The following is a 21,425-nucleotide window of genomic DNA, read 5'->3' on the forward strand; positions in this document are numbered from 1 at the left end:
CGCAACAAAAAAGGGCGAGCCTTGCGCCCGCCCTGACAATCCTCGTTGCCGTCTTTAATCGCCCATCTTTTCGAAGATCGCTTCCGCCTCTTCGAAATCATCAAAGTCCAGCCGCGCCGGATCATTGATGATGACAAAGCGCGTCACCACGACATGGCCATCGCTCGCCGTCCTGTCCCACTGCCACATGCACCGATCAGAGCGCTGCTGTAACAGGGTCCAGCGCCCCTCGCCCTTGGGCGGTTTCGGCTCATAGTCTGACGGCATGATGGTCCCTCCACCCCGCAGTCAGCACCGCCAAAACCAGGCTGTCAAAGCCGCTCGCCTCGCAAGCGACTGACATTTGCGTGTTCTGCTCAGCTTTGCGCCGGCACGTCGTCCTGCCCCTGCACCATGCGCGTCACGGCCAGATCCGCCGTCACATTGCCCAAAGTGCGGAAGATGTCGGGGATAACCTCGACCGCCAGCAACAGCGGCAGCATCTCCAGCGGCACCCCCATGGCGATACAGATCGGCGCAATCGAGGCAAAGAAGCTGACCTGCCCCGGCAAGCCCACCGTCCCCACCGAAATCAGCGCCGCCGTGAGCATGGCCGCAATCAACTGTCCCGCGCCCGGCTGGATACCGAACAGATGCGCGCAATACAGCGCCACCCCGAGGTTCGCCACCGGCGAAGTAATGCGGAACACCGCCACGGCCAGCGGCAGGACCAGACCCGCCGTCGCCCGCTTGACGCCCAGCATGTCGACTGCCCGCTCCACCATCACCGGCAGGCTGGCCAGCGAAGATTGCGTCGAGAACGCCACCACTTGTGCCGGTGCCGCCGCCCGCGCAAAGCGGCCCAGACTGACGCGGCCAAACACCATGACCAGCGGATAGAACAACAGGCCGATACCGATGCACGACAACGAGATCACCACAACATAGTGCAGTAATACGCCCGCCGCGCTGGCCCCCGCCGTCAAACCGACCCCCAGCGACAGGGCAAACACCCCGATCGGGGCCGCCACCAAGACCCAGCGCACGATGATAATCATCGTCTCGCCGACCGCCTCGAAAAAGGTCGTCAGCGGCAAACGCAACCGCTCCGGCAACCGCGAGGCTGCAAAGCCGAAGAAGACCGCAAACACCACGATACCCAGGATGGCATCTTCCGCCGCCGCCTTGATCGGGTTGGACGGGGCGATGGTTTTCAGGAACTCGCCAAACGGCGCCCCTGCCCCGACCTGCGCCCCGTCAGGCGCCGCCGCCAGCAACAGTTTGGCCCCCGCCGCATCCACCGGCCACAGGGTCAGCAGCCCATAGGACACCGCCACCGAGTAACAGACCGAGAATGCGATCAGCACGGCAAACCATGCCACCGCCTTCATCGCCATCCGCCCCGCCTTGGCCGCATCGGCAATCGAGGCCACCCCCGTCACCAGCAGGCTGAAGACCAGCGGAATGATCGTCATACGCAACGCATTCAGCCATAACTGGCCGATCGACTGGATGAAGTCGGCTGTCTCCGCCCCGCCGGGCAGACCCCAGCGCTGGGCGATCATGCCGACCACCAGCCCCAGCGCCAGCGCCGACAGCACCTGCACACTCAACGAAGTCAGAAAGCGTCGCGTCTTGGGCATTGATCAGGCTCCGCCCGTATTATCGACCGATACCGGCCCGCGTCCGCGCTGCGGCACCTGTGTCGCCACACCGCACGCCCCCGCCGCAGCAAGGAAGACCAGCGTCAACCAGAAGCCGTTCCTGATCTCGACGCGAATGGCCTGTCCCATCATCTGCGACAACTGACGCTCCAGCGCCTCCATCTCGGTCCCGCCCTCGCCCTTCTGGCCGGTTTCCTTTTCGATCGCGCCGCGCATCTGGCCGACCATCTGGCCCATACCGCCGCCCAGCAGAGCAATCGCCAGAACACTGCTGACCAGCACCACACGACCGCCCGTCTTGGCCCCCTTGACCACAAAGCTGCCGATCAGGCCCAGCACGATCACCACCGCACCGGCAATGGCCCACCATGCGGCGTCCAGCTTCTCCTTCGGCACCGGAATATCGGCCACCTCGGGCGATCCCGTCAGCAACTGATATCCGCTCGCCTCGATCAGAGGCTGGCCGTTACAGCTCACCGCCACCCAGGGCAGAAAGAATAGCAACAAGGCGACAACCTTGGCGATGCGCGCTGCCCACATCCAACTGATATTCAACGTCATCTGTCGCTCCCCAGCGAAATGTCAGACCCGACCTTGGCACCGTTGCACGCAAAGAGAAAGGGCGGCGAACCTTTCGATCCACCGCCCTTTCCATTTCATCTCCGCCCCCGAAAGGACGGACCGCTCAGATCGATGGCGCAAACAGCCGGACTACCATTGGTAACGTAGCCAGCCAACGGACAGCCTAACCAGCGAGGCAGCACCTGCACCCACCACCCCCTAGCGCCCCGCTGCCATGTGCACTACCTGTGTGTTCATGGCCCGTTCCCCCTCGAAACCGCCCGCAAAGTCTTCCAAGCCGGTCCACACCCCGACCGGCACCATCGGCGTATCCGAGGCGGGCATCCCCTTCATCCACGACACACCGGCAGCCGCGCCCCTCAGCGGTCCGCGCCTCGTCCCCGAGATCGCCCTCGGCACCCCCGAAGGCTGGCAGCCCCACCGCCCTGAACGCGGCGGCAGCAAGCTCTCTAAACCCTTCCGCCTGGAAACCCCCTACAGCCCCGCCGGCGACCAGCCCGCCGCCATCGCCGAGCTTGTCCAGCAAGCCACCGAGGGCGAGCAAAATCAGGTGCTGCTGGGCGTCACCGGCTCCGGCAAGACCTTCACCATGGCCAAGGTCATCGAGCAGACCCAGCGCCCCGCCCTGATCCTCGCCCACAACAAGACCCTCGCCGCCCAGCTCTATTCCGAGTTCAAGGCCTTCTTCCCGGACAATGCGGTCGAGTATTTCGTCTCCTACTACGACTACTATCAGCCCGAAGCCTACGTCCCGCGCACCGACACCTACATCGAGAAAGACAGCTCCATTAACGAGCAGATCGACCGGATGCGCCACGCCGCCACCCGCGCGATCCTCGAGCGAGACGACGTGATCGTCGTCGCGTCGGTGTCCTGCATCTACGGTATCGGCTCGGTCGAGACCTACACCGCCATGACCTTCACGCTAAAGGTCGGCGACACCATCGACGAGGCCAAGCTCCGCACCGACCTCATCGCCCTGCAATACAAGCGCAACGACGTGCATTTCGAGCGCGGCATGTTCCGCAAGCGCGGCGACACGCTCGAAATCTTCCCCGTCCACTTGGAAGACCGCGCCTGGCGCATCTCCCTCTTCGGCGACGAGATCGAGTCCATCGAGGAGTTCGACCCCCTCACCGGCAAAAAGACCACCTCCCTGGACGAAGTCACCGTCTATGCCGCCAGCCACTACGTCACCCCGCGCCCGACGCTCAACCAGGCCATCAACGGCATCAAGGCCGAGCTAAAAGAAACGCTCGACTGGATGAACGAAAACGGCAAACTGCTGGAGGCCCAGCGCCTTGAACAGCGCACCCGCTTCGATCTGGAAATGATGGAGGCCACCGGCTCCTGCGCGGGCATCGAGAACTACAGCCGCTGGCTGACCGGCCGCGCCCCCGGCGAGCCGCCCCCCACCTTCTTCGAATACATCCCCGACAACGCCCTGCTGTTCGTCGACGAAAGCCACGTCACCGTCGGCCAGATCGGCGCCATGTTCAAAGGCGACTACAGCCGCAAATCCACACTGGCCGAGTACGGCTTCCGCCTCCCCTCCGCCATCGACAACCGCCCGCTGAAGTTCGAGGAATGGGACGCCATGCGGCCCCAGTCGGTCTTCGTCTCCGCCACCCCCGGCCCGTGGGAACTGCAACAGTCCGGCGGCGTCTTTGTGGAACAGGTCATCCGCCCGACCGGCCTCATCGACCCTCCGGTCGAAATCCGCCCCGTTTCCGGCGAGACCCGCAATCAGGTCGATGACGTCATTGACGAGGTAAAGGCCACCGCCCGCGCGGGCTACCGCTCCCTCGTCACCACCCTCACCAAGAAGATGGCCGAGGACCTGACCGAGTACATGCACGAGCAAGGCGTGCGCGTCCGCTACATGCACTCCGACATCGACACTCTGGAACGCATCGAAATCCTGCGCGACCTGCGCTTGGGCAGCTTCGACTGCCTCATCGGCATCAACCTGCTGCGCGAAGGTCTGGACATCCCCGAGTGCGGCCTCGTCGCCATCCTCGATGCCGATAAAGAAGGCTTCCTGCGCTCGGAAACCTCCCTCATCCAGACCATCGGCCGCGCCGCGCGTAACGTCGATGGCCGCGTCATCCTCTATGCCGACCGCATGACCGGATCGATGGAACGCGCCATCTCGGAAACGAACCGCCGCCGCGAGAAGCAACAGGCCTATAACGAGGCCCACGGCATCACCCCCGCCACGGTCAAGCGCGACATCAAGGAGATCATGGACTCCCCCTACGAGTCCCGCGAGATCGACCGCTTCACCAATCCGGGCGTGAAGGAAGAAACCAAGCCCTTCACCGGCTCCAACTTCCAGTCCGCCCTCAAGGACTTGGAAACCCGCATGCGCGACGCCGCCGCCAATCTCGAGTTCGAAGAAGCCGCCCGACTGAGGGACGAGATCAAACGCATGAAGCTGCTCGATCTCGAATTCGCCAACGAGGCGCTGACCGGTGCCGGAGAAGAGGTGGACAAGTCAGCGCCGAAGCGGTGGAGGAAGGAGGCTGCGGTGGAGAAGGCTGAGGCGTTTAGGAGGGGGCGTTAGAAGTGGCTAGATCGCTTATGTCGACTCTTCAACCCAACTAACAAGGTTGGATACATTGGGCATAGCCCTAAGATCATCTACCTTAGCTAAAAGAAATAGCAGAATAGACTTCGAAGACACTTCGAAAGAATCCCTTGTTAAATGAGAAATAAATCCCACCAAATCCTTGCCATGTATAACAAAAGGTACCTCTTTATCCTCTATACTAGACAAAACTTTATTAACTTCTTCTAAAACGGTATGTTTTTTTGATATACTAATATTAGCATTTTGCAGCGAAGATGTAATAATTTTATCCAAATTAATACTATATTCTTTTATATTTTTACCTAAGACATACTTTCCAAATTTTTCGGAAATCGTATCATTTATAGGTAGATGTAAGCCAGATACTATTGACGTGTATCTTAAAGAATAAAGAGGCTTAAGCATACGCACGTAACAAGCCCTAACATCTTCTTTGTTCAATCCATAAACTGAACAAACGTCATCTATACCATTCATAACTATATAGTATGATTCCATATCCCTATAATCGGTTCTTGATACAATATTTGAGTAAGATGAATATCCAGAAATGCTATCGTAATCAGAATCAATAAAAATCCGAACACGGCCTTCAATACATGACCCAACACATTCTTCGGCGAGCTTTAACAGCCTCGCCCTATTTCCACCAAATATAACTTCTATATCTATATAGTCAGAGGTACAGATCATGGAATGGTTCCTAGACTCTGATGGTACAAGTTTATTCCATAAAACTTGATCGGAACTCCCCTCAACAAACAACACTTTTCTTTTAGGGTCCGCCTCTAACTCATACTTAAACTCATCTAAAGTCCACTTCATCATTCAAGTCCTGCCATTTCGTACACAGAGCCTTTATGTTGAGAGGCGATAGCTATCGAATGGGTTGCAAACAGAAATAAAGGTGACGCTTTTGCAGAGCATCTTGTCAGAGCGTCCACCAAACGCCTCTGCCAACTTACATGCAAAGACAACTCAGGTTCGTCGATCGCAATAATCGTACCCTCACTTTCGCATATGAGAGCCGACACCATCATATACAAAAAATGATACTCACCAGAACTCAGGTCGTCTTCTCTAATAAGAGCATCACCACGTCTAATAAGTATACCATCCTCTGAGTTTAGACTGATACTCTTATCAGGCATGAAATCATTCATGATTGCTTCAAATTCTGAAAGCCTTGATATGATAAATTCAGCTCTCCGTAGTCTTTCCTCCTCAAGAGCCACATAAGGATAAATCATCGACATCGTTCTATCGACGTTCATGTAAGTTTTATTTATTATCTTCAAAAGATCGTCAGAATTACTGTCATAGTACAACCTATAACGATCCATCTTATTGTATCTAAATTTTATATCCATAATACTTGATACTATTACTTCTTTACTAAACTGGTCGTATTCATTGAGAATACTATCCGTTAGCTTTGAAAGTAAATAATTGGTATTATCTTCAAAAAATCGTCTATAGTCAATTTGAGCGTTTGCAATAAACTTACTAACCAATAAACTTAGGTTTTTGCGCGTCTTTTCTTTATTAGGATACATATATCCATATTCATTTACATCCATATCACTTTGATAGAAGCCTCTATCAATAAGTATTAATTCAAATTTTATTTTGTTGAGATCACGCATTGCTACATTGCGTATAATTTCTATTTTTTCTATGTAATCTTCAGGTAAATATAGGCTAGATTCTTCAGATATGCTTCTCGATTTATACAGCTCTACTTCTGCATCTTTATAAGAAACCGCAAGCGGAAAATCACTACGGCCAGTTTTTTTTACACTAAGCGACCTACCATTACTTAAGTTCAAACTTGCAGAATCAAAAGGAACTCGACGAAATTCATCAAAATTCATCTTTATCATGCCAGAAATCATTTTAAGAATAGTTGTCTTACCGCAACCATTTTTTCCAGACAGTATAAGTATATTCGGAAAGGTCTTTTCTTTTAAAAGATTTCTATCAAAAGGTATTTTGTAGCTACAATTGCCAAACAGATTCGTTATCTCAAACGAGACTATATCTACTTTGTCGCCATCTATACTTCTAACACGTAGCTCTTTTTCAGCAGTAGCCAAATCAATTCCCCCGGTTAATTTTCAACATCGATAGGCAGTTTAGGCGGGCAAATATACGGGACCAAATTTAAAATGCACAGATTTCCGAACCCTGCCCTCCCTCAAACATCGACTCCACGTACTTTAGCTTGGCAGTCTGAAAAATATTCGTAGCGTTCAAATTCACAGTCGACGGGGCATAGAGCCTCAATGCGATGCTTTGCTCGCCCTACCTTCCGCCCGTGCCATCATTCCCGCGTCTCGTTGCATGGAGGGCTCGTAAGGCCTGCGGACCTGCGGTGACGGGAGTGGATGGAGCGGGGTCCGCCCCTCCGGCTGAGGCTTGGCCCCACAAGGGACCAACCCCCGCCGGAAGGACCGGAGCCGATGGAGTTTGCGATAAAGCCTAAGTCTTGAACGTCAGCCAGCACGGCAGGGAGCCTCTTAGGCCCTCGACCAAACAGCGACTGGGAATGTGGTGGGTGCCGCCGCGCAATCGCGCGTGTATCGCATCCTAAGTAGGCCGCGGTCAGAAGGCTCCGCCTTCTCGACCCGACACGGCCGATACATTCTTAGTGGCCCGCGGTCGTCGGCCCTACGGGACATCCCGACACTCTTTTGAGTGGCCTGCGGTCAAAAGGCTCCGCCTTTTCGACCCGACGCAGGCGTGCGGGCTGACAATGTCTCTCTCTCTCTCTCTCTTCCCCTGCTTGCGGGGGAGGGGGACCACGAAGTGGTGGAGGGGGCATTTCAACAGACGAAGGCACAGAACTCCGGCAAGGGTCGAGGTGGAAACTCGGACCGTGCCAGCAGGGTGCCGCATGCACCCGCTGCCCGCCACCGGCACTGGGAGTAACCGCCAACAGCGGTGCCTGCCCTGGTTTTTAGTTCGGCCGCGGTCAAAAGGCTCCGCCTTTTCGACCCGACGCGGCCGGAAGCTGGTGAATAACCGTCTGCGCGGGGCGCGTGCCTTTGCCGAAACGGAAACCAAACCTATGCCGGGCAAAGCCCGCGCGCCCCGCCTGCCCTCCAGCCACACGCCAGAAGGTGCTGTGGATGCAGCCAATTCATTTTCACTTCGCCCGCGCTCGTCGGCCCTTCGGGACCTCCCGACCCGACGCGGGGCACACAAAAACCCTCCCCTATTGGGGGAGGTCAGGGTGGGGGTCGCCCCTCATCCTCTTAAAACGGAACCCTCAATGACCCGCCCCAAACCCAAAAAGCCCGCCAAAACCCTCGCCCCATGGGATGATCCCGCCTCCCCCGACTACATCAGCCCCCGCGAAGAACGCCGCCTCCGCCGCGAACTCTTCCGCCGCGCCGAGCTCCTCTTCGCCATCGCCGACGCCAAAGGCTACGGCCCCCCAAAATCCCCACCGTCATCCCCCGACTTGGTCGGGGGACCCAGCGGCGCGCAAAGCATGAAATAACCCCCACACCAACTCGAACAACGGCACCTTCCGCCCGCTATCCACCCAACAGCCCGCGTCGGGTCGGGAGGCCCCACAGGGCCGACGACCGCGGGCCACTAAACATGCCGCGTCGGATCGAAAAGGCGGAGCCTCCTGACCACGAGCCACCCAACAGCCCGCGTCGGGTCGGGAGGTCCCGTTAGGGCCGACGACCGCGGGCAACAATAAAGAGTGTGCAAATAACCACACCCCGTTCGGCAAATGTGTCTAAAATCGGTCAAGGCGTCACAATAGCGGAACCGCCGGACTTAACGGCAGTTAACTCCTTGCTACCCGTCGAAACAGAGGCCTTTTCCAAGTAGGGAACCAGTACAATGTCCGAACCGGACAAAGACACCGACCGCACCGCCAATCTGCGTCTCGTCACCGCCCCCGATGCGGCAGTTTACGACCTGATGCGCGCGCCCGAGAGCACAGCCGAACGCGTCAAGCGCCTTCAGGCCGAAGCCCGCGCACTGGCTCTGGAACAGGTGACCGCACTGGAAGACGCCCTGATGGTCGCCGCCAAACTGGCCCGCGAAATCGCCGAAGGCGGTGATGCCTATCCGGTCGGTGCCCGCGAAATCGCCTCGCGCCTCACCGAGGAACTCCCCTCGAAAGCCGAAACCATCAAGGTCATCGTCTCCAAGGCGCATGTTTAAGTAAGTGCCCTAACGCTCACCGCGCAGCGGCTCGCTAATTGAGGGCTGCCGCCAAAGGCGGCTCAGCCCGCGTCGGGTCGGGAGGTCCCGCAGGGCCGACGACCGCGGGCCACTAAAAATGTGCGGCGAGCATTAGGGCCTAATTAAAACTACTCACATCCCGATATTCGGGATGCCGCTGCAACCAGGTCCGCGCATAGCCGCACTGCGGATACAGCTTCAGCCCCTGCGCCCGCGCATGCTCGGCCAGCGCCTGCATGAACCTACCGGACGCGCCAGTCCCGCGCAGCGCCGGATCAGCCTCGACATGCAGCAAAACCCGTGTATCGCCGCGCACCGCATAATCGGCGAACACGATGCGAACCTGCCCTTCGCCATCGGCAAAATCCTGCTCGTAGCGATGCTCGGAAACGACGTCTCTCAGATCCATCAGTCTGCCTTCTCTGCTACAGCCAGCCACGCGGATTGGCGATCACCTGCCCCTGCTGCAAAGCCCGCAAGCCCCGCATCCCGCGCACCAGCGTCCACACCATCATCACGAACAGTACAAACACGCCAATATTGATCACCGTCAGGATCGCCCCGATCACAATCGACGCCAAAGCAATCACCAAGCTGCGCTTCTGATATTCGCGGTGGCTGCGCCCCAGAGCATCTTCCTGCTCGGCACCCCACAACACACTGGCCAGACCCACTACGCCCGCCACGCCAAATGTCGGCACCGTCAAAAGGATCAAGGCATAGGTCGCCGACAGTCCGATACGATCCACAATCGCGCCACGGCGGCTGAACTCGGTCATTGAATGCCTCTGGAGGATAAAAACGCGACGCCGATCATGCACCGGCACCCTGCCCGCAAGCAATCGCCGAAGTCGCAATTAACGCGCGTAGGAAACCGTACAGCCCGCGGCCTGTGCACCGGCGATCGCTTCGGGCTTGTCCACCTTCACCCGCACAGCCAGCACCCTAATGTCTTCCAGACACGCCAGCGCCACCTGTTCGGCAAAGGTTTCCACCAGCTCGATATGCCCGCCCGATGCCAGCGCCCGCACAATGCGCGCCACGCCGTCATAATCCAGCGTATCGGCCAGTTCCCGCACCGGCGCGGCACCCAGATCAAGCTCTACGTCCAGAACCAGCGGCTGAAGACGGCCCATTTCATGGGCATAGACACCGATACCGGCCTGAACCTCCAGACCGCGCACATGCACCGTCATCCCCTGACGGCGCGGCAAGCCTTCCGCCAGCGGCAGAGCCGTTACTGTCATGCCCAGCTCTCCGGCGGCAGGATGTCATTGATGCTGTTATCGGCGCGGTCGCACCAGCCCGCCAGCGGCCATGCCCGCTCGGCATCCGTCAGCCCACGCGCCAGAACCGTATTGGTCGGCGTCTCTTCAATCGCCAGTTCCGCCAGACGGAACGGCAGGTCCTCGGCGGCAATGATGGCTTCCATCTTGCGCCACAGAGCGATGACCAGCGCCTCGGTCGTCGGATCGCCATCCACCACCAGCACCTGTTTCAGGCGCTGCGGCTCATGGTCTTTGAAATAGTTCAGCAGGGGGTCGGTCGCGTTCAACTGGAACGCATGGTCCAGACTGCGGTCCACAAACCCGTGCCAACGCGTCTTCAGGCGCTCGAAACTGGTGGCATAGTTGGCCCCGCCAAAGTCGATCTCGGCCAACGGCTCCAGCGTCACCGAGACAAACTCGTTATGCCCGTGCGGCACGGCACACTTGGACGCCGCATCGGCAATCAGCCGGTGCGCCATCGAAAAGCGGCGGGTGAAACGAACAGCAGGCATTCAGAAACTCGGTGACCAACAGGGCCTATATAGGGAGAACAAAAGGCTCGCGCATCAACACCGCACACGCGGCAAAGTAAAGGCGTACTTCAGTCTTTCAGCGCGGGATCCAGCGAGATATCGCGACCGCGCGGCTTCAGGCTCTCGCCGCCATCGACGGTAATAACCTGTCCGGTAATCCCCTTCGTCTCCAGAAGGAAACGCACACTGGCGACGATATCGTCCAGACTGGTGCCACGGCCCAGCGGCGTATCCACCCACGCCTTGTCGTAATCGGCATCCGTCTGTTCACCGCTACGCAACACCAGACCAGGGGAGACCCCATTCAGCCGCACCTCGGGGGCCACCGCCAGTGCCAGCGCCTGTGTCAGTCCACCAAGCCCTGCCTTGCCCGCCGTATAGGACAGGAAATCGGGATTGGCCGCGACCAGCTTGTGATCGAGGATATTGACCACCGCGCCTTGCCCACCCTGCTGCTTCACCGCACGCACAAAATCACGGACCAGAAACACCGGCGCGGTCAGGTTGGCGGCAATATGGGCCTCCCACAGGGCGTCGGTCAGCGTCTCCAGATTATCGTATGCAAACATGGAGGCATTGTTGATCAGGGCGTCGATACGCCCGAAACGCGCCACCACCGCAGGGATCAGCCCCTCACGGCCTGCCACCTCGGCCAGATCGGCATAAAAGGTTTCGGCCTGACCGCCCGCATCACGAATACCGGCCGCCACAGCCTGTGCATCCTCGGCACCGCCGCGATGGTGGATGGCCACCGTCCAGCCTGCTGCGGCCAGCCCCTTGGCTAGTCCCGCCCCGACGCGCCGCGCCGCTCCGGTTACCAGCACGACCTTACCGGTCATTGAGGCGACCTTTTACGGAACAGTTCAACGCCCGCGCCCGAAGCCTCGTTAAACACCTGCGGCTTCTCGACACGCACGCGGCACGCTTCCACCAGCGGCAGTTCGAAACAGGTGCCGATGACTTCCTCGGCCAGGGTTTCCAAAAGCTCGACGTGCTCGCGCCCCGCCCAGCCCTGAATCTTCTGGCGCACATGGTCGTAATTAATGAAAGCGCCCTCTGCCATCGGCAGGGACGCGAACATCTCGACATTAACGATCAGGCGTGTCGGGCGCTCGGGATGACGCTCCCACGGATGCAGGCCGACACTGAGGTCAACCACCACATCCTTCAGGAAAACCCGCACATGGTCGGAGGCCGCTCGCCAGTCCATGACGCCAGCCTCCATACCGGTCTTAGTCAATGCTACCGAACTCGTAATAGTTCACAGCAGCGATAACGGCGATAAAAGCAAAGATGATGGCGATGGCCAGCATGGTGAAATCTCCCTGTTCGCTTCCGAATAGAGGCACTGCGGCCCCTATTCAAGCCACCCGTCCACAGCCTATCGTTATTCCATGACCCAATGGCGCACCCGTATCGAGCCTTTCACCCGTCCCCTGTTCTTTGTCTGGTCGCGGTTGAGCCGTGGCATGACACTGGGTGTACGGGTGATTGCCACCAACGAGCGGGGCCATATCCTGCTGGTCAAACACACCTATCTGCATGGCTGGTGGCTGCCGGGCGGCGGTGTGGACAAGGGCGAAACCACCCACGCGGCAGCGGTCCGCGAAGTGCGCGAAGAAGCGGGCCTGATCGCCACGTCGGAACCACGCCTCTTATCTATCCATTCCAATGAGCGCTTCTTTCCCGGCGACCATGTGGCCGTCTTTCACATCGACAGATTTGAAATGACCGAACGCACCAGCCATGGCGAGATTGCCGAAACCGGCTGGTTCGCCCCCGATGCCCTGCCCGATGACATTACCGTTGCCAGTCGCAACCGCATCCTCGAATATCTGGGCCAGAAGGCCACGACCCCCGAATGGTGAAACCCGTGAGCCAGCCCGTATTTCTGATCATGACTATACTGGTGCTGGCCGGAGCAGCGACCGCCTTTCAAGGCCCCACCAATGCCCGACTGGCACTGGCCGCAGGCTCGACCATCAATGCCGCCTTCGTTTCTTTCGCTGTTGGCACAATCGTCCTCGGCTTGGTGGTCCTGTTTCTTCAGGCCCGCCCCGATGCCCAGGCCTTACGCACCCTGCCATGGTGGGGATGGCTGGGCGGTTTATATGGCTGTCTTCTGGTCACTGCGCTGGCTTGGGGCGTTCCCAAACTGGGCGTTGCGACCACGCTGGTGCTGGCGATTTCGGGCCAGATGGTCATGGGCGTCATCCTCGATCATTTCGGAGCGCTGGGGACGCAGCCGCACCCCGTTAGCCTGACCCGCATCGCCGGAATCGCATTGGTTATCGGCGGGATGCTTCTGGTCCGGCGCGGCTGACCCTATATTCAAGCCTAAATGACCGAATCCACCGACGCCCCCCTTCCCCTACAGGCCACCGCCCTGATCGCTGACGAAGCGCGCCGCGCACCGGACAAGCCGGGCGTGTATCGCATGTATGGCGAGGACGGATCATGCCTGTATGTCGGCAAGGCCAAGTCGCTGAAGAAGCGCATCGTCCAGTATGCTCAGGGTCGCTTCCACACCCAGCGTATCGGCCTGATGGTCAGCCAGACACGCCGTATGGAACTGGTCGTCACCCAGTCTGAAAACGAAGCCCTGCTGCTGGAGGCAGGCTATATCAAACGCCTTAAGCCGCGCTTCAATGTGCTGCTGCGCGATGACAAGTCTTTCGCCGAACTGCTCATCCGGCGCGATCACCCTGCCGCACAGGTTCGCAAACATCGCGGCGCACGCACCATCAAGGGCGACTATTTCGGCCCCTTTGCCTCGACATGGGCGGTCAACCACACCCTGACCACCCTACAAAAAGCCTTCCTTTTGCGTACCTGCACCGATGCGGTTTTCGAGAGCCGCACCCGCCCCTGCATGTTGCACCAGATCAAACGCTGCTCGGCCCCCTGCACCGGCGAGATCAGTCTGGAAAACTACAACATCATGGTCGAGGAAGCCGCCGACTTCCTGCGCGGCAAGTCGCGCACGGTCATCAAGCACCTGTCCGACGAGATGCAGCAGGCCTCGGACGACCTCGAGTTCGAAACCGCCGCCCGCCTGCGCGACCGTATCCGCGCCATGTCGGCCATTGCGATGGAATCCAGCGTCCACGCCTATGGTATCGAAGAAGCCGATGTCATGGCCGTTCATGTCGATGGCGGTCAGGCCTGTGTGCAGGTCTTCTTCTATCGTGCAGGCCAGAACTGGGGCGGACGCGCCTATTTCCCGCGCATCGACCGCAGTGATGACGAGGCCGCCGTCATCTCGGCCTTCATGGCCCAGTTCTACGAAGACAAGCCGGTTCCGCGCCTGATCCTGACCAATACGGTGCCACTGGAGCATGCGCTCCTCGAAGAAGCCTTCTCGATGAAGGCCGGTCATAAGGTCGAGATTGTCCGCCCCCAGCGCGGCGACAAGAAATCGCTCGTCGAGACGACTGTCACCAATGCCCGCGAGGCTCTGGGTCGCAAACTGGCCGAGAATTCAGCCCAGTCGAAGATCCTCGATGAAATGACCGAGGCTCTGGGTCTGGAGAGCCGACCCGAGCGGATCGAAATCTACGACAACGCCCATATTCAAGGCTCCAATGCCGTGGGCGGCATGGTGGTGGCTGGTCCCGAAGGCTTCCGCAAAAACCAGTACCGCAAATTCAATATTCGCGGCGAAGACCTCACCCCCGGTGACGACTACGGCATGATGCGCGAAGTCATGCGCCGCCGCTTCGGCAAGCTGGTGAAAGACGAAGATGCGGGCGAACAGGTCGAACGCCCCGACCTCTTGCTGATCGACGGCGGGGCCGGACAACTGGCCGAAGTACAAGCCATGCTGGACGAATACGGTCTGGACGACATCGTCGCCGTCGGTGTGGCCAAGGGACCGGACCGTGATGCGGGTAAGGAGCATTTCTTCATGCGGGGCAAGCCGCCCTTCATGCTGCCGCTAAAGTCACCGGCTCTCTATTACATCCAGCGCCTGCGCGACGAGGCCCACCGGTTCGCCAATGGTGCCCACGCCAAGCGTCGTTCTATGGACATCAAGAAGAACCCGCTGGACGAAATCGAAGGCGTTGGCCCGACCCGTAAAAAGGCCCTGCTGCACGCCTTTGGCTCGGCCAAGGCCGTGTCACGCGCCTCGATACAGGACCTGGCCAAGATCGACGGGATCAACCTCGCTTTGGCCGAGAGAATCCACGCCTTCTTCTCGCGTTAGGTTTCCGGTTTTTTATCGTGCGGTTATGTTTCCGGTTGCAGAGCCCCTGCCCCTGCGGCAAGGAACCGCATCATGATTACCAAGCTCACCCAAGGTTATCGCCGCTTCCGTGAGGACCGTTGGCCCTCGGAGAAAGCTGAATACGAGTTGTTGGCCAGGGGCCAGAAACCGCACACCCTGATCGTCGCCTGCTCCGACAGCCGCGCTGATCCAGCCCTGATTTTCGACACGGCCCCCGGCGAGCTTTTCGTCGTGCGCAACGTCGCCAATCTGGTGCCGCCGTATCAACCGGACGGCAAGCTGCACGGTGTTTCGGCGGCGCTCGAATTCGGCGTCAATGTTCTGGGCGTCAAACAGATCGTGGTCATGGGCCATGCAGGCTGTGGCGGTGTCACAGCCATGCTCAACGGCACACCGGACAACTGCCGCGACTTTGTTCTGCCGTGGGTGGAACAGGGTGTGCCGACCGTGCGCCGTGCTTGCGAGGACTGGCCTGCCGATCAGGCCGAACGTGTCGCCGAAGAAGCCATTGTGCGCCTGTCGCTGGACAATCTGCGGACTTTCCCGTGGATTGCCGAAAAGGTTGAACGCGGTGAGCTGGAACTCGTCGGTCTGCATTTCGGCATTGCCGACGGCAAGTTGACCCGCGCTGGCGACGCCCCCCGCTTCGAGCCTCTCGACTAGGCTAGATGCCCTAAGCCTCGCTTCTGCTTGCAAAGCGTGGCACATCTTGTGGCTCATTTACGGAAGACGTTATGGCGACTGCCCACAAGCCCAATCCTATTCCCAACATCCTGACCGGTATTCGACTGGCCGCTGGTGTGGTGATGTTCCTGCTGCTGGCCGGTGCCACCAGCGGCTGGCCGCTGATCTCGGCCACGCTGAGCCCCGACGACCAGTTCGCCATGTATCGCATCGGCTTCTGGATCTTCGTCATCGCGGCCTCGACCGACTGGATCGACGGCTATCTGGCACGTCGCTGGAATGCGACCACCCGCTGGGGCGCTATCCTTGACCCTATCGCCGACAAGATTCTGGTCACCGGCGCTATTCTCGGCGTGCTGACTTCCGGCACTGTGCAACAGATCATCATCCCTTGCGGCCTGATCTTGTTCCGCGAGTTCGCCGTTTCGGCACTGCGCGAAACCATGGCTGGCCGTATCACCCTGCCGGTCACGCTGGCTGCCAAGTGGAAGACGACCCTGCAAATGGTCGCACTGGGTTGCCAGCTGTTCGCGCGCAACTGGGATGGTTTTGGCCTGCCCTTCGACTACCTGTCGCACTTCCAGCTATTCGCCGACGTGCTGATCTGGCTGGCCGCCATCGCCACCCTGTGGACCGGCTGGCAGTATTTCTCCGCCGCCAAGAAACAGATGCAGGATCTCTGATCCGGTCTACGGCTCCAAAACAAAAGGCGCTGGTTTTACCACCAGCGCCTTTTTCTATGCCTGTAGAATACCCAGTCTCAGGCCAGAGCCTTCTCCATGACCACGAAATAGAGGTCATCGCGTCGCGCCTCGCCAAAGCGGGGATCATGCAACGGGAAGGGCCGCGTCTCCGGCGTCAGTCCATAGCCCCGACGCTCGTAATAGGCGATCAGCTCCTTGCGCTGGGCGATGACGGTCATCTCCATCACACCTGCACCAAAGCCGCTGACAGCGCCCTGCTCGGCCATCTCGATCAGTTGGCGACCAAGACCACCGGCCTGACGCTGCGGATCAACCGTCAGCATCCCCAGATAGCCGCGTCCGTCGCCCCGGTTCGAGACATTCACACAGCCCGCCAGCTCACCATCAATAAAGGCCAGCGTAATCGTCTGTTCCTTGTCGTTGATGATGTCCGACAGTTCGTCAGCATCGGTGCGCTGGCCGCCTAGAAGGTCGGCCTCGTGCGTCCAGCCCGCCTTGGCCGAAGCGCCGCGATAGGCGCTTTCAACCAAGGCATGCAGGATTTCGATATCGGCCATGGTGGCCGTGCGAAACGTAATCTCTGCCACAGGCCGGTTCCTTATTTGACGCCCAGTTCGACCAGCAGGTGGTCCAGACCATAGACATCGCGCAGGGCCGTCGTGACCGCTTGGGTCGTCACGATCACGCTGCGGTTGGTGCGGATGTCATAGCCATAGGCGTTACGCTGGCTGAGTACGGTGGAGTCGAAGTTCGCCCCGATGATCTCGCCCTTGGCATTCAGAACCGGCGATCCCGAAGAGCCACCGATGGTGTCCGTCGAGACAGCCATGTTCATCACCGTGTTAGGGTCGATCCGGTCACGCGCGGCTTGCAGACCCGGCGTCAGCACGAACGGCTCGGCACCCGTCGCACGGTCCCACAGACCAGCAAAGGTGGTGAAAGCGCCAAAGCGCTGTCCCGGTACATCAGAGCCTTCAACCTTGCCATAGGTCAGGCGCAGCGTGCCGGTCGCATCCGGATAGACGGTGTCGCCATAGACGGCAAAGCGAGCAGCCGACAATTGCTCTGACGCCTTGCTGGTCGGACCATCGACCTTGTTTTCCCAGTCGGTGCGCACAGCACGCGAATCGGCGTCGATACGCAGCGCGTACTGGATCATCGGGTCATCGGACGCCTGAATGGCTGCCAGACCGCCTTCCCACAACGCACGACGCACCGCCGGATCGGCCAGTTTCGAGCCTGCCACCAGACGCGCCGACAGGCCTTCAGGGCTTTCCTTGCCCAGCAGGGCCGCCATATAGGGGCTATCCACCGTCAGCCATTCACGGGTCTTGGACAGCCACCATTCCAGACGGATCTGCTCCAGTTCCGGATAGGTCGGGCGTTCGGCAAACAGACGGGCCTCGACGCCCGACAAACGGCTGTCCGAATATTCGGCCAGACGCTCGGCCGACGGCTTGGCGCGTTCCTGAGCGCCGCGCACGAGCGTTTTCGCATAGCCGAACAGGTTGGAACCACCGGCCACCGATGTCGTGCCCATGCCGGTTCCGCCTTCCAGCAGCGCCATCGGCGCATAAAGCTCGCGGGCGTCAGACTGGACAGCGGCCAGATTGGCCCACGGATCGCCGACCTGTGCCGAAAGCACCTCGCTCTCGGCGACACTGCGACGGAAGACCGTTTCCTGACCCGCCAGTCGATCCATGAAGTCTGCATCGGTCAGGGCGCGCATACGGCCCACGCCGCGCTTATAGGTGTTCTCGACACCGACAATCGGGTCCATGGCAATAAAGGCCTGCTCGTCGCCTTCTTCCGAATAGCGGATCAGACGACCGCGCAGTTCGGACGCGATCAACTGGTCCATCGGCAGGACCACATCACGGATCGTCATCAACTGGGCCTGCGTCAGCAGACGCTGGGTCGAGCCGGGATTACCCGACAGGAAAACAGGCTCACCCTCGGTCGGCTTATCCGCATTCCATGTGAAATGGGTCGGGGTCTGCGCCGGCTTGCCGTCCTCGTAAACGCGGATAAAGGCGGCATCGATGGCAAAGCGCGGGAAGGAGAAGTTGTCGAGGTCGCCGCCAAAGGTGGCCGCGCGGTCTTCCGGTGCCCATGCCAAACGCACGTCATCATATTTGCGGAACTTGTAGAGCTTGAACTGACCACCGCGATACAGGCTGACCACCTGACAGCGGATCGTCTTGTCCGTGCCGCAGGCTTCAAGCTCGATGCGGCCCGCCTCGGATTCTCGGGCGCGGGTAAAGGCCTGACCTTCCAGACCGTGGGCGGCCTTGTTGATACGCTCGGTCACATCCGAGATATCGGTCAGGATTTCCGCCGTCGCGCCCTGACACTTCAGCTCTTCCTCGCGGCTCTTCGGCAGGAAGCCCGTCTCGGCATACTGGAGTTGCGGCGTGGACAGGTTGGCCACGCAGGTCGCAACGCAGTGGTTATTGGTCATGATCAGGCCTTCGCCCGAAATCAGACCGGCCGAGCAACCGCCAAACTTCACCGACGACAGGCGCAGACGATCAAGGAAGCCCTGATCGATATGGGTGCCCAGTGACTCGTTCGCCCGCGCAATCGGGAAGTTGTCATAGGTCCACATGCCTTCTTCGGCAGCGGCGGGAGTAACCGAAGCTGCAAAGGCAAGCACGGCGGCGGAAGCGAAGAATGCGAAATGGCGCATGAAGGTGGTCCCTCGTGAATTGCGCTGAAAAGACAAGAGGGGGCTGCCAATGGCAACCCCCTCCGCATCATTGTGAATGATCTGTGCGCTTAGCGGCGCACACCCAGTTCACGCAGCAGGTGCGGTTGGTTGTAAACCGTACGCAGGGCTTCGGTGATGGCCGAGGTCGAAACCGTAACCGTACGGTTCAGTTCGCCGTCATAGCCGAAGCTGCCACCCAGCGAGTGGATGTTGCCGTCGAAGGCTGCGCCGATCACTTCGCCCTTGGCATTGATCACCGGCGAACCGGAGTTGCCACCAATGATGTCATTGGTCGAAACGAAGTTATAAACCGCATCATTGTTCACGCGATCACGCGCCGCCATGAAACGCTCCGAGGCATCATAAGGCGATGCACCGGTCTGACGCTCATACAGGCCACCGATATTGGTGAACGGGGTGATGGTCTTGTCACCCTCGGTCCAGCCCTTCACCGAGCCGTACGACAGACGCAGGCTAAAGGTCGCGTCCGGATACAGGTTGGTGCCGTAAACGGCGAAACGGGCCTGAGCGATCTTTTCAGCCGCGCGCGAAGACGGGGCCGAAACCTCGGCTTCATACTGGGCACGAACGGCTTGGGCCGCATCGTCATTGGCCAGCACGAACTTCAGCAGGGCATCGTCCGAAGCGGCGATCTGTTCCGGCGTCATAGCCAGAGCCTGAGCACGGAAGGCCGGATCGGCCAGACGGGTGCCTTCCACCAAACGGGTGGCCAGCTCTTCGGGGTTCTCGGCACCGATCAGAGCCTTCACCTGCGGATGATCAGCCGTCAGATATTCGCGGGTCTTGGTCAGCCAGAAGCTGAGCGCGATACGCTCGACATCATTGGCAATCGGCACTTCGGTGGACAGGCGACGGCCCATGGCCGCGATGTCCGCATCCGAATAACCGGCACGGCGCTGGTCGGCGGCCTTGGCGCGTTCCTTGGAGGCGCGCACGATCGAACGGGCATACGAGTACAGCGACGAGCGTTGGCCGGCAGCGGCTTCCAGTTGGCGATACGGCAGGTACAGACGACGCTGGGTCGCAACCACCGCATCCATATCGGCCCACGGATTGCCGATGCGCTCGACCAGAGCCGGATCAGCCGCCACGCGCTCGCGCAGCTCGGCTTCCTCGGCCACCTTCTTGCCGAAGAAGGCCGGATCAGTCAGAGCACCGACCTGGCCGTAGAAGACCTTGAAGCTGTTCTCCAGACCGAACAGCGGGTCCACCGTCACGCGGCGGGCTTCCTCGGACGTCGTGGCATATTCGCCCAGACGGCCACGCAGTTCCGACGACTGGATCAGCGTCACCGGCAGTTGCTGGTCACGCAGTTGCGCCAGTTGCGAAACGGTCAGCAGGCGCTGGGTCGTGCCGGGGTTACCGGCGACAAATACCGGATCGCCTTCCTTGGGCGCATCGGCATTCCACTTCAGGTGCACCGGCGAGGTGACGGGCTTGCCGTCTTCATAGGCACGCAGGAAGGCCGCATCGAGGGCATAGCGCGGGAAGTTGAAATTGTCCGGATCACCACCGAAGAAGGCGGCCTGGAATTCCGGTGCGAACACCAGACGGACGTCATCGTACTTCTTGAACTTGTAAAGCTTGTACTGGCCACCGCGATAGAAGCTGATCACCTGACAGGTGCGCTTGGTATCGTCGCCGCAGGCTTCCTTCTGGATCTTTTCGATCTCGCTGGAGCGGGCACGTACAAAGGCACCGCCTTCAAGACCGGCACCGGCACCCAGAACACGATCCGTCACATCGACGATCTCGGTCAGGACTTCAGCGGTCTGGCCCGGGCAGGTCTTTTCTTCTTCGCGGTTGGCCGTCACCCAGCCATTTTTCACATAGTCGTTTTCTGCGCTCGACAGGTCCTGAATGCAGGACACCACACAGTGGTGGTTGGTCAGGATCAGGCCTTCGCCCGATACGAACGAAGCCGAGCAACCTTGCAGACGCACAGCCGACTCACGCACGCTGTCCAGCCACTTCTGGTCCAGACGGGTGCCATAGGCCGTGTTGACGGCCTGAATCGGGAAATTATCAAAGGTCCACATACCTTCTTCGGCGCGGGCCGAAGTGGTCGGAACGCTGACCATGGCGGCGGCCATGCCCAACACGGCCAGCGAGGCCGAGAAGCTAATCGTACGACGAAGCGACATAGGGGCTCCCTTCGAAACACGGACAGGGCACCACGCCCTCCCCCCTCTTCGAAAATCCTGCCACCGCAAAGGGTGGTTTCCGCGCACAGCCATAATCCCAAGCTGC

Annotated in this window: 22 protein-coding genes; 8 read left to right on the plus strand and 14 right to left on the minus strand. The window is 59.5% G+C overall.

Translation table 11 applies throughout. The annotated features are described in order from the left end of the window. Positions 1-54: 54 nt before the first annotated feature. The 3 genes from FHS64_RS01270 to FHS64_RS01280 all read right to left on the minus strand — a co-directional run bounded on the left by FHS64_RS01270 (position 55) and on the right by FHS64_RS01280 (position 2,204). Positions 55-267: a hypothetical protein gene (locus tag FHS64_RS01270; RefSeq protein WP_167174520.1), complete on the minus strand. Its 213-nt coding sequence runs from the start codon at positions 265-267 to the stop codon at positions 55-57. Between the two features lie 89 nt (positions 268-356). Continuing rightward, a complete protein-coding gene (locus FHS64_RS01275; RefSeq protein WP_167174523.1) occupies positions 357-1,622 on the minus strand; it encodes a dicarboxylate/amino acid:cation symporter in 1,266 nt (421 codons plus the stop codon). Positions 1,623-1,625: 3 nt separating this feature from the next. Further along, complete coding sequence (locus FHS64_RS01280) at positions 1,626-2,204, minus strand: hypothetical protein (RefSeq protein WP_167174526.1); 579 nt, start codon at positions 2,202-2,204, stop codon at positions 1,626-1,628. Positions 2,205-2,460: 256 nt separating this feature from the next. Here FHS64_RS01280 and uvrB point away from each other — a divergent pair, with 256 nt between their 5' ends. Then, positions 2,461-4,791, plus strand: a complete 2,331-nt coding sequence (gene uvrB, locus FHS64_RS01285; protein ID WP_167176188.1) for an excinuclease ABC subunit UvrB — start codon at positions 2,461-2,463, stop codon at positions 4,789-4,791. Positions 4,792-4,806: 15 nt separating this feature from the next. On the opposite strand, the gene FHS64_RS01290 is transcribed toward uvrB, so the two are convergent. Both FHS64_RS01290 and FHS64_RS01295 read right to left on the minus strand, forming a co-directional pair. Further along, positions 4,807-5,646 carry a DUF4435 domain-containing protein gene (locus FHS64_RS01290; RefSeq protein ID WP_167174528.1) on the minus strand — a complete coding sequence of 280 codons (840 nt, stop codon included), beginning with the start codon at positions 5,644-5,646 and terminating at the stop codon, positions 4,807-4,809. Next, a complete protein-coding gene (locus FHS64_RS01295) occupies positions 5,643-6,914 on the minus strand; it encodes an ATP-binding protein (protein ID WP_167174531.1) in 1,272 nt (423 codons plus the stop codon). The genes FHS64_RS01290 and FHS64_RS01295 overlap by 4 nt, the downstream gene beginning before the upstream one ends. A gap of 1,178 nt (positions 6,915-8,092) precedes the next feature. Here FHS64_RS01295 and FHS64_RS01300 point away from each other — a divergent pair. Both FHS64_RS01300 and FHS64_RS01305 read left to right on the plus strand, forming a co-directional pair. Then, positions 8,093-8,323, plus strand: a complete 231-nt coding sequence (locus FHS64_RS01300; RefSeq protein ID WP_167174534.1) for a hypothetical protein — start codon at positions 8,093-8,095, stop codon at positions 8,321-8,323. 356 nt (positions 8,324-8,679) lie between these two features. Further along, positions 8,680-9,006: a hypothetical protein gene (locus tag FHS64_RS01305; protein WP_167174537.1), complete on the plus strand. Its 327-nt coding sequence runs from the start codon at positions 8,680-8,682 to the stop codon at positions 9,004-9,006. A gap of 139 nt (positions 9,007-9,145) precedes the next feature. Here the strand turns inward: FHS64_RS01305 and FHS64_RS01310 are convergent, their stop codons facing one another. From FHS64_RS01310 to FHS64_RS01335, 6 genes are all read right to left on the minus strand, one after another. Beyond that, a complete protein-coding gene (locus FHS64_RS01310) occupies positions 9,146-9,436 on the minus strand; it encodes an N-acetyltransferase (RefSeq protein WP_167174540.1) in 291 nt (96 codons plus the stop codon). 16 nt (positions 9,437-9,452) lie between these two features. Next, positions 9,453-9,806: a serine/threonine protein kinase gene (locus FHS64_RS01315; protein WP_167174543.1), complete on the minus strand. Its 354-nt coding sequence runs from the start codon at positions 9,804-9,806 to the stop codon at positions 9,453-9,455. 78 nt (positions 9,807-9,884) lie between these two features. Next, positions 9,885-10,274, minus strand: coding sequence for a dihydroneopterin aldolase (gene folB, locus FHS64_RS01320; protein ID WP_243862661.1), 390 nt, complete (start codon positions 10,272-10,274; stop codon positions 9,885-9,887). Continuing rightward, the gene (locus FHS64_RS01325; protein ID WP_167174545.1) at positions 10,271-10,807 is read right to left on the minus strand and encodes a 6-pyruvoyl trahydropterin synthase family protein; all 537 of its coding nucleotides are present in this window, start codon (positions 10,805-10,807) and stop codon (positions 10,271-10,273) included. Before FHS64_RS01325 ends, folB begins: the two co-directional genes overlap by 4 nt. 89 nt (positions 10,808-10,896) lie before the next feature. Beyond that, positions 10,897-11,667, minus strand: a complete 771-nt coding sequence (locus FHS64_RS01330; protein WP_167174548.1) for an SDR family NAD(P)-dependent oxidoreductase — start codon at positions 11,665-11,667, stop codon at positions 10,897-10,899. Then, the gene (locus FHS64_RS01335) at positions 11,664-12,068 is read right to left on the minus strand and encodes a dihydroneopterin aldolase (protein WP_167174551.1); all 405 of its coding nucleotides are present in this window, start codon (positions 12,066-12,068) and stop codon (positions 11,664-11,666) included. Before FHS64_RS01335 ends, FHS64_RS01330 begins: the two co-directional genes overlap by 4 nt. 154 nt (positions 12,069-12,222) lie before the next feature. Here FHS64_RS01335 and FHS64_RS01340 point away from each other — a divergent pair, with 154 nt between their 5' ends. The 5 genes from FHS64_RS01340 (at position 12,223) to pgsA (ending at position 16,423) form a co-directional block, all read left to right on the plus strand. Continuing rightward, on the plus strand, positions 12,223-12,696 hold the full coding sequence (locus FHS64_RS01340; RefSeq protein ID WP_167174554.1) for an NUDIX domain-containing protein: 474 nt from the start codon (positions 12,223-12,225) through the stop codon (positions 12,694-12,696). A gap of 5 nt (positions 12,697-12,701) precedes the next feature. Continuing rightward, positions 12,702-13,151, plus strand: a complete 450-nt coding sequence (locus FHS64_RS01345; RefSeq protein WP_341771040.1) for a DMT family transporter — start codon at positions 12,702-12,704, stop codon at positions 13,149-13,151. 18 nt (positions 13,152-13,169) lie between these two features. After that, a complete protein-coding gene (gene uvrC / locus FHS64_RS01350) occupies positions 13,170-15,035 on the plus strand; it encodes an excinuclease ABC subunit UvrC (protein ID WP_167174560.1) in 1,866 nt (621 codons plus the stop codon). A 72-nt stretch (positions 15,036-15,107) separates the two neighbouring features. Beyond that, positions 15,108-15,719 carry a carbonic anhydrase gene (locus tag FHS64_RS01355; protein ID WP_167174563.1) on the plus strand — a complete coding sequence of 204 codons (612 nt, stop codon included), beginning with the start codon at positions 15,108-15,110 and terminating at the stop codon, positions 15,717-15,719. Positions 15,720-15,790: 71 nt separating this feature from the next. Next, the gene (gene pgsA, locus FHS64_RS01360; RefSeq protein ID WP_167174566.1) at positions 15,791-16,423 is read left to right on the plus strand and encodes a CDP-diacylglycerol--glycerol-3-phosphate 3-phosphatidyltransferase; all 633 of its coding nucleotides are present in this window, start codon (positions 15,791-15,793) and stop codon (positions 16,421-16,423) included. Between the two features lie 77 nt (positions 16,424-16,500). On the opposite strand, the gene FHS64_RS01365 is transcribed toward pgsA, so the two are convergent. From FHS64_RS01365 to FHS64_RS01375, 3 genes are all read right to left on the minus strand, one after another. Then, the gene (locus tag FHS64_RS01365; protein ID WP_167174569.1) at positions 16,501-17,031 is read right to left on the minus strand and encodes a GNAT family N-acetyltransferase; all 531 of its coding nucleotides are present in this window, start codon (positions 17,029-17,031) and stop codon (positions 16,501-16,503) included. Positions 17,032-17,042: 11 nt separating this feature from the next. Then, positions 17,043-19,133 carry a S46 family peptidase gene (locus tag FHS64_RS01370; protein WP_167174572.1) on the minus strand — a complete coding sequence of 697 codons (2,091 nt, stop codon included), beginning with the start codon at positions 19,131-19,133 and terminating at the stop codon, positions 17,043-17,045. Positions 19,134-19,222: 89 nt separating this feature from the next. Then, on the minus strand, positions 19,223-21,319 hold the full coding sequence (locus FHS64_RS01375) for a S46 family peptidase (RefSeq protein WP_167174575.1): 2,097 nt from the start codon (positions 21,317-21,319) through the stop codon (positions 19,223-19,225). Positions 21,320-21,425 lie beyond the last annotated feature (106 nt).

It is taken from the genome of Brevundimonas terrae, from assembly GCF_011761985.1.
In the GTDB taxonomy this organism is placed as follows: Bacteria; Pseudomonadota; Alphaproteobacteria; order Caulobacterales; family Caulobacteraceae; genus Brevundimonas; species Brevundimonas terrae.

Excerpts from the sequence above, each read along its gene's own strand:
- folB (WP_243862661.1), bottom strand. The coding sequence starts at position 10,274 with ATGACAGTAACGGCTCTGCCGCTGGCGGAAGGCTTGCCGCGCCGTCAG.
- FHS64_RS01270 (WP_167174520.1), bottom strand. The coding sequence starts at position 267 with ATGCCGTCAGACTATGAGCCGAAACCGCCCAAGGGCGAGGGGCGCTGG.
- FHS64_RS01330 (WP_167174548.1), bottom strand. The coding sequence starts at position 11,667 with ATGACCGGTAAGGTCGTGCTGGTAACCGGAGCGGCGCGGCGCGTCGGG.
- FHS64_RS01275 (WP_167174523.1), bottom strand. The coding sequence starts at position 1,622 with ATGCCCAAGACGCGACGCTTTCTGACTTCGTTGAGTGTGCAGGTGCTG.
- FHS64_RS01315 (WP_167174543.1), bottom strand. The coding sequence starts at position 9,806 with ATGACCGAGTTCAGCCGCCGTGGCGCGATTGTGGATCGTATCGGACTG.
- FHS64_RS01310 (WP_167174540.1), bottom strand. The coding sequence starts at position 9,436 with ATGGATCTGAGAGACGTCGTTTCCGAGCATCGCTACGAGCAGGATTTT.
- uvrC (WP_167174560.1), top strand. The coding sequence starts at position 13,170 with ATGACCGAATCCACCGACGCCCCCCTTCCCCTACAGGCCACCGCCCTG.
- FHS64_RS01375 (WP_167174575.1), bottom strand. The coding sequence starts at position 21,319 with ATGTCGCTTCGTCGTACGATTAGCTTCTCGGCCTCGCTGGCCGTGTTG.
- FHS64_RS01355 (WP_167174563.1), top strand. The coding sequence starts at position 15,108 with ATGATTACCAAGCTCACCCAAGGTTATCGCCGCTTCCGTGAGGACCGT.
- FHS64_RS01300 (WP_167174534.1), top strand. The coding sequence starts at position 8,093 with ATGACCCGCCCCAAACCCAAAAAGCCCGCCAAAACCCTCGCCCCATGG.
- uvrB (WP_167176188.1), top strand. The coding sequence starts at position 2,461 with ATGGCCCGTTCCCCCTCGAAACCGCCCGCAAAGTCTTCCAAGCCGGTC.
- pgsA (WP_167174566.1), top strand. The coding sequence starts at position 15,791 with ATGGCGACTGCCCACAAGCCCAATCCTATTCCCAACATCCTGACCGGT.
- FHS64_RS01280 (WP_167174526.1), bottom strand. The coding sequence starts at position 2,204 with ATGACGTTGAATATCAGTTGGATGTGGGCAGCGCGCATCGCCAAGGTT.
- FHS64_RS01290 (WP_167174528.1), bottom strand. The coding sequence starts at position 5,646 with ATGATGAAGTGGACTTTAGATGAGTTTAAGTATGAGTTAGAGGCGGAC.
- FHS64_RS01340 (WP_167174554.1), top strand. The coding sequence starts at position 12,223 with ATGACCCAATGGCGCACCCGTATCGAGCCTTTCACCCGTCCCCTGTTC.
- FHS64_RS01325 (WP_167174545.1), bottom strand. The coding sequence starts at position 10,807 with ATGCCTGCTGTTCGTTTCACCCGCCGCTTTTCGATGGCGCACCGGCTG.
- FHS64_RS01370 (WP_167174572.1), bottom strand. The coding sequence starts at position 19,133 with ATGCGCCATTTCGCATTCTTCGCTTCCGCCGCCGTGCTTGCCTTTGCA.
- FHS64_RS01305 (WP_167174537.1), top strand. The coding sequence starts at position 8,680 with ATGTCCGAACCGGACAAAGACACCGACCGCACCGCCAATCTGCGTCTC.